Consider the following 7,073-nt stretch of genomic DNA (forward strand, 5'->3'; position numbering starts at 1 on the left):
GGGGCACAAATATATTGTGCCCTTACGCATGTGCTCTCCCAAACGAATTTTCATCTGTGATAATGGCGACTCTGTTATAAATATTTTTTCTCTGCTCGCCAGAAATTTATCTTTACAAAAAGGTTACTAAAATTTAGTGACTATTTTCGTAATTTATAAATTGAGTTTGTAGCTTAATCTATTGTTACAAAAGGAAGATTTAAAAAACAAACATATTACTTAACTAATTTATTTTTTGCATAAAATAAAAAACAAATCGTAATAAGTATTACATCTGCAAGAAAAAATTAGCTTTAGCAATATCTCTACTTATAGAGATATTGCCAAATTATGCATCGTTCATAAGACATTTGTGTGTCCACAAATCTAGTTAACTATACGTGTATGTCTGACTGTCAAACGAAAATTGAAACAAGATACATAAATCTAACTAACAGTAAGTATTTAACATCATTTCAGCGGAAATTACTGTTAGGAAGTTTGGAAGAAATTTTACCTGAATCTTACCGACAACGTATTGAAATCATGTTGTTGGCAGATGAGGGAAAATCCCAAACAGAAATTTGTCAAATTTTGGGGTGTTGTCCAGCAACAGCAAGGCATTGGATGCACATAGCCCGGACAGGGATGGCGCACCAATGGCAAGATTGCCCCATTGGTCGCCCGAAGGCAGTCAATGACGAGTATTTAGAACGTTTGAAAGAACTGATTAAAAGTAGTCCCCGCGATCATGGCTATTCTTTTCGTCGGTGGACAACAAACTGGTTAGGGAAACATCTAGCAAAAGAATTTGGGATTGAGGTGAGCGATCGCCATATCAAGCGACTGCTCAAACAGATGGGATTATCCACAGTACCAAAACCTAGCAATTCTCAACAAAACAGCACTGAACAAACTCAAGGTTCCAAAATTTTGATTAGTGACCTGAAATCGGCAGTTATTCCTGATAATTCCGAATTTTTACCTATTAACTTTGCAAAATTAGGAAAAGATGTAGACATTCATGGCGCAAGATATATCTGCTCAGTTAGTAACTCTACAACAGTTCAACAAAATTCTGGGGCATTCTCTTTCGACAGAGGAATTTCAACACTATCTTCAACAAGTTAAATTTATCAACCCGAAAGTTGGCAAATTCTGGCAAGGCACTGATGTCCAACCAGGAATCTATATTGCGATCGCTGGTAAGGTCAGGTTGCTAGATAGCGCCGATGAGTTAATCGCCACTTTAGAGGCAGGTGACTCATTTGGGGAATTTACCTTGTTTAAGGAGGGAGACTTTAAAGCCTACGCTGCTAGAGCTTCAGTCAACTTACAACTATGCTTTGTTCCGGGTGAAGTGCTATGGCCATTGATGGCTAAATATCCCCAAATTCGGAAGCATTTGTGGGCTAAGGCGCTATCTCGTAATCCCCAACAGATGGACTCGGATAATACCCCAGTACTCCCATCTGGCTCCAAACAGATTCATGAAACAACGATTTTGTCAACGCCAGCAATAAAGCCGCGCGAGAAAAAGATTAGCAAAGCCTATTTCCCCAACTCCACGCAGCAAGTAGGGCATTTATTACAGCGTGTGATTCGGCGCTATCCATTTTTTGCCCAACAGAGTGGATCGGATTGTGGTGCAGCTTGTTTAGTAATGGTGTCTCGCTATTGGGGGAAAAACTTTAGTGTAAATCGCCTGCGCGATATCGCCAATGTTGACCGCAATGGCTCGTCGCTGCGAGGGTTATCGGCGGCGGCGGAAAGTATTGGGTTTTCCACGCGACCAGTGAAAGCCAGTCTTGACCAATTAGCTAAGCAAAAATTGCCTGCGATCGCTCACTGGGAGGGCAAGCATTACATCGTTGTCTACGAAATTACGCCCAAACACGTCATTGTAGCCGACCCCGCTATTGGTCAACGCACCCTCAGCCACGCCGAATTTAAAGCCAACTGGACTGGTTACACATTGCTGCTGCAACCGACGGCCATGCTCAAGGATACCAAAGAGACTTCTACTCCTTTTTGGCAATTCTTTGAATTAATGAAGCCTCACTCTTTAGTGATGCTGGAAGTGTTTGTCGCTTCCTTATTTATCCAGATTTTTGGACTTGTTACTCCCTTATTTACCCAGCTAATTTTAGACCGCGTAGTGGTGCAGCGTTCTGAACTAACCTTAACGGCAGTGGGGTTAGGGTTACTGATTTTTAGTTTATTCCGTGTGGCGATGACAGGGTTGCGGCAATATCTATTAGACCACACGGCGAATAAGCTCGATCTAGCACTGATTGTAGGATTTATTCGCCATACCCTGCGGCTACCCTTGAGTTACTTTGAGTCCCGTTATGTGGGGGATATTATCTCTCGTGTACAGGAAAACCGTAAAATTCAACGCTTCCTTTCCGGTGAGGCGTTGTCCATCCTGCTGGATTTAGTCACTGTCTTTATCTATTTAGGATTGATGTTTTGGTACAGCTGGAAAATGGCGTTGCTGGTATTGGTGATTATACCGCCTTTTTTGCTGCTGGCATTGATTGCCACACCTTTTTTACAAAGGATTTCTAGGGAAATATTTAATGCTGTTGCTAATGAAAGCAGCTATTTGATTGAAGCACTTTCTGGCGTACGAACAGTTAAATCCACAGCAGTAGAACAGACAGTGCGTTGGCATTGGGAAGAGTTATTAAGTAAAGAAGTAAAAACTAACTTTTCTGGGCAAATTATCAGCAATCGCCTGCAAATATTCAGCAACACAATTGAAGCAGTGGTAACTACTATCTTGCTGTGGTTTGGGGCATACCAAGTGATTCACAACGAGTTAACCATTGGGCAATTGGTAGCATTTAATATGCTGCTGGGAAATATTATTAGACCCTTCCAACGATTAACAGTTTTGTGGAATCAATTGCAAGAGGTGGTGATTGCGGTGGAACGGATTAATGATGTGTTAGATGCAGAACCAGAAGAGGATTTGCAGCATCAGGCACGGCAATCTTTACCGCCCATTCAAGGTAACATTCGCTTTGAAAACGTGACATTTCGCTATCACCCCGAAAGCGATATTAATGTTTTGGAAAATCTCAGTTTTGAAGTACAAAGTGGGCAAATGGTTGCCTTGGTGGGACGGAGTGGTTCGGGTAAAACTACAATTTCTAAGCTGGTTTTGGGGTTATATCCTGCCACAGATGGCAAAGTCTTGATTGATGAGCATGATATCACCAGTATTTCGTTGCGTTCTCTACGCGAACAAGTTGGGGTAGTTGATCAAGATACCTTTTTGTTTGGCGGAACGATTCGGGAAAATATTAGCTTGGCACATCCTGGGGCAACTTTAGCAGAGATTATTGAGGCGGCACGATTGGCGGGTGCTGATGAGTTTATTAAAAAGTTGCCTATGGGTTATGAAACCCAAATTGGTGAAGGAGGGGGGATGTTGTCTGGAGGACAGCGACAAAGAATTGCGATCGCTAAAGCGTTATTAGGCAATCCCAAGCTGTTGATTTTGGATGAAGCGACTTCCCATCTAGATGCAGAGTCAGAAAGGATTATTCAGACGAATTTAAACACAATTCTCAAAGGTAGAACCACCTTAGTAATTGCCCATCGCCTTTCAACAGTGCGGAATGCAGATTTGATTTTAGTGCTGGATCGCGGCGTGTTGATTGAGAGTGGAACTCACCAAGAGTTAATGGCCAAGCGGGGACATTATTTTTATCTCAATCATCAGCAGATGGATGTTGCGGGGTGAAAAAAGAAGATAAGCAGGAAGCTTTCGTTGTCTCCCCACTCCCAAAATCCAAAATTGACATCAGGAAAAATCATGCCAAACACATTAAATGGAAGAGTTAAAACCCAAATCTATGAGGTAGAACAGGGCAAGGAAATTTTCAGAGAGCAAACACCAGCCATATTAACTGATGATTGGTCTTATGCAACCAAAGATTTACTTGATAGCTTGCCCCAAGTTTGGACAAGAGGATTGCTGTATTTTTTGGTGGTGTTTGTGTCGATCATTTTACCTTGGGCAATGCTATCTAAAGTGGATGAAACAGGTACGGCAAGAGGGCGACTTGAGCCAAAGGGAAAGACGGTTAGACTGGATGCTGCTGTGGCCGGTACTGTTGCCGAAATTCGGGTAAAGGAAGGTAATTTAGTTAAAGCTGGGCAGACTTTATTGGTGTTGGAATCGGAATTAGTTAAGGCAGAATTACGACAGGCACAGGATAAATTAGAAGGACAATTAAATCGACTTTCTCAGTTGAATTCATCTAAAAGCCAGTTAGTTGTATCTTTGACAACTCAACAGCAACAGAACCAATCTCAACAGTTAGAAAAACAGGCTCAAATTGACCAAGTACGACAGAATATAAATGCTCTTAGGAATTCATACAATTTACAAAAAGACGAAAAATTAGCTCAAGTCAATCAAGCACGGCAAACTCTTGAGCATAGTCAAACAGCTAATAAGTTAGTAAACAGTAGTTTAGCAAGTACCGAGCGGGAAGTTGAACGCTATCGGAGTCTTTGGCAGTCAGGAGTTGTTCCAGAAATCAATGTTGTGCAAAAGCAAGATATAGCTAAAGACAAGCAACAGTTATTTGAACAAAATCAGTCAGATATTCAGCAAGCTAAACTACGTTTGGTAGAACAACAGAGTAGTTATGAGCGGACTATTCGGCAAGCAAATGCAGATATTGAGCAGGCACAGTTGCGACTAAAAGAACAAGAAAGAAGTTATCAGACCTTAACTCGTTCCGGCAAGCTAGCTGTGCTAAAAATCGAGGAACAACAGAAGAATTTAGAAACAGAAATTACTACGCTTCAGGCAGAAATTGCTCAAAGTAAGAGTCAGATTGTCTCGTTAAAATTTCAGTTAGGACAACGAGAGTTAAGAGCTACTGTCAATGGTAGAGTGTTTCAGTTACCGATACAAAGGGCTGGGTCTGTAGTGCAGCCAGGAGCAATGATTGCGGAGATTGCACCCCAAGGTTCGCCTTTAATAATTCGGGCGCAAATGGCAACAACTGAGAGTGGTTCTTTACGAAGAGGATTGCCAGTAAAGCTAAAATTTGATGCTTATCCGTTTCAGGATTATGGAATAGTAGAAGGAGAATTGTTAGAAATTTCTCCTACTACCATAGAAGTGGATACACCTAATGGAAAGGTAGCAGCTTATGATTTGGAAATTGCCCTAAGACAAAATTGTATTCCCTCAGCTAATAAGTGTATTGCCTTGCATCCTGGGGATACGGCAACGGCAGAGGTAATTGTACGCCAGCGTCGGATTATCGATTTTCTGCTTGATCCATTTAAGCAGTTGCAGCAGGGAGGGGTGAAATTGTAGGCGATTCGCGGTACCTATGCATTTCTAAATTTAACCCCTTTGCTGATTTACCTACAAGATAAGAGGGAGAAAAAGCCTCTCTGATCTAACAAATTTTTTCCTCTTCCTTTTCCTTGTAGGAGAGGGTTAGGAAGGGGCGGTGATTTCATGTTTAATGTCGTCTATCTACTTAGGAAAAACATTATGTCACTAACTATCACTATTACCAATGAAGACATTCTTGAGCAAGTCAAGCTATCTAGCAAAATTCCTGAAATAATTGAAGAGATTATTACCCGTAAGATTATTGCAGCTGCCGTAGCTGAGGCTAGCATCAAAGTAGAGACTGAGGAACTTCAGAAAATAGCAGACCAATTGCGGCTAGTTAACAAACTCAATAGTGCTAATGATACCTGGGCATGGCTGGAAAAACATGGTCTATCTGTAGAAGAATTTGAAGAAATTATCTACAACACCGTCATTTCTAGAAAGTTAGCTGCTCATTTATTTGCCGATAAAGTTGAACCATACTTTTTTGAAAACCAATTGAATTATACCAGCGTAGTGATGTATGAGGTTATCTTAGATGATGAAGACTTGGCACTGGAACTTTTCTATGCCATTCGGGAAGATGAGATGAGTTTCTATGAAATTGCTCACAAATATATCCAGGATACAGAGTTACGCCGAAAAGGGGGATATCGGGGGATAGTGCGTCGCCAAGATTTGACGCCGGAGATTTCTGCTGCTGTTTTTGCAGCAAAGCCGCCGCAGCTTCTTAAACCCATTATTACTTCTAAAGGGGCGCACCTGATTTTAGTGGAGGAAATTATTCAAGCAGAATTGGATAAAAAGCTGCGCTCTAAAATTATCTTAGATTTGTTTTCTGCATGGCTGAAGCAAAAAAATAATCAAATTGAAGTTATCCTAAACTAAGATTAAGGCATCAAAACAACCTAGATTTTGATCCAGAAATTAAATTCTGGAGTTTAGACTAACCGCAGTTACTCTAAACTCTAGTAAATTGTTACTCTGTCATATTTGAATATGACAATGTATTTAAAAATCAAGCATACATTTAAATAATTATTTTCATAAATATTCAGATATATGCTTGATTTAAAGTGTCATTTAGCTAGTAAATGTTCAGATATTATAGCTTTCTTAAACCTTACAAACCCAAGAAGTCACATATCTGATCAACTTTTTCATGGAGCCAATCTCTAACTGGGCCACCACCATGAATTTCATTCAGGTCGTTAGTATCGACTTCGGTCATAAAACTCTGCTCATTTATGTCTATAATTGTGATTGTAGTCATTTTGAATTTTCTCCTAATTAAAGTTGTTTCGTTAAGATTAGACTTTTAATTGTCTTCTCATATTACCATAATATTTTATTTAATCTCTTATTTCAAGTTTTTTCAATTAAAAACATGACAAAAATAATCTAGTTATATGTTTTTTTAATTATGAAATTAACTGTACGAGTGTTTGTAGAATAAAACTTTTATATCTATTTAGACCAATAGCTTTATATTTGATGACATATATAAAACATTTACGACCTTTTTTCTTTTTCATTGCTTACTTTATTAATACAAATTAGAAAAACCAATAAAAAATCAGTTCAAGAAGCCTCTTGAACTGAATGAAAAAAATTAGGGTTATTTCATTCTGGCGGTAGGGGCAGACCTCATGCTATCTGCTAATACCAATTAAAAATGAAGCTGCATATAATGGGGAGAAGCAAACTTGGTAATTTA

The 7,073-nt window shown here is 39.7% G+C and carries 5 protein-coding genes; 4 read left to right on the forward strand and 1 reads right to left on the reverse strand.

Going from position 1 to position 7,073, the window contains the following annotated elements; genetic code table 11:
* The first annotated feature begins 384 nt into the window (after nucleotides 1–384).
* The 4 genes from RMY27_RS30220 to RMY27_RS30235 all read left to right on the forward strand — a co-directional run bounded on the left by RMY27_RS30220 (nucleotide 385) and on the right by RMY27_RS30235 (nucleotide 6,244).
* Nucleotides 385–1,110, forward strand: coding sequence for a helix-turn-helix domain-containing protein (locus tag RMY27_RS30220; RefSeq protein ID WP_322668518.1), 726 nt, complete (start codon nucleotides 385–387; stop codon nucleotides 1,108–1,110).
* Nucleotides 1,004–3,733 (forward strand): peptidase domain-containing ABC transporter, encoded by a 2,730-nt coding sequence (locus RMY27_RS30225; RefSeq protein ID WP_322668519.1) that lies wholly within the window; start codon nucleotides 1,004–1,006, stop codon nucleotides 3,731–3,733. Before RMY27_RS30220 ends, RMY27_RS30225 begins: the two co-directional genes overlap by 107 nt.
* Nucleotides 3,734–3,805: 72 nt before the next feature.
* Nucleotides 3,806–5,329, forward strand: coding sequence for an HlyD family efflux transporter periplasmic adaptor subunit (locus RMY27_RS30230; RefSeq protein WP_322668520.1), 1,524 nt, complete (start codon nucleotides 3,806–3,808; stop codon nucleotides 5,327–5,329).
* Nucleotides 5,330–5,512: 183 nt separating this feature from the next.
* Nucleotides 5,513–6,244: a peptidylprolyl isomerase gene (locus RMY27_RS30235; protein WP_322668521.1), complete on the forward strand. Its 732-nt coding sequence runs from the start codon at nucleotides 5,513–5,515 to the stop codon at nucleotides 6,242–6,244.
* 235 nt (nucleotides 6,245–6,479) lie between these two features.
* On the opposite strand, the gene RMY27_RS30240 is transcribed toward RMY27_RS30235, so the two are convergent.
* Nucleotides 6,480–6,629 carry a hypothetical protein gene (locus RMY27_RS30240; protein ID WP_322668522.1) on the reverse strand — a complete coding sequence of 50 codons (150 nt, stop codon included), beginning with the start codon at nucleotides 6,627–6,629 and terminating at the stop codon, nucleotides 6,480–6,482.
* Between the last annotated feature and the right edge of the window lie 444 nt (nucleotides 6,630–7,073).

This window comes from Nostoc sp. DedQUE09, assembly GCF_034530915.1.
Taxonomy (GTDB): Bacteria; Cyanobacteriota; Cyanobacteriia; order Cyanobacteriales; family Nostocaceae; genus Nostoc.

Coding starts and splice junctions, on each gene's coding strand:
- RMY27_RS30220 (WP_322668518.1), top strand. CDS start 385: ATGTCTGACTGTCAAACGAAAATTGAAACAAGATACATAAATCTAACT.
- RMY27_RS30225 (WP_322668519.1), top strand. CDS start 1,004: ATGGCGCAAGATATATCTGCTCAGTTAGTAACTCTACAACAGTTCAAC.
- RMY27_RS30230 (WP_322668520.1), top strand. CDS start 3,806: ATGCCAAACACATTAAATGGAAGAGTTAAAACCCAAATCTATGAGGTA.
- RMY27_RS30235 (WP_322668521.1), top strand. CDS start 5,513: ATGTCACTAACTATCACTATTACCAATGAAGACATTCTTGAGCAAGTC.
- RMY27_RS30240 (WP_322668522.1), bottom strand. CDS start 6,629: ATGACTACAATCACAATTATAGACATAAATGAGCAGAGTTTTATGACC.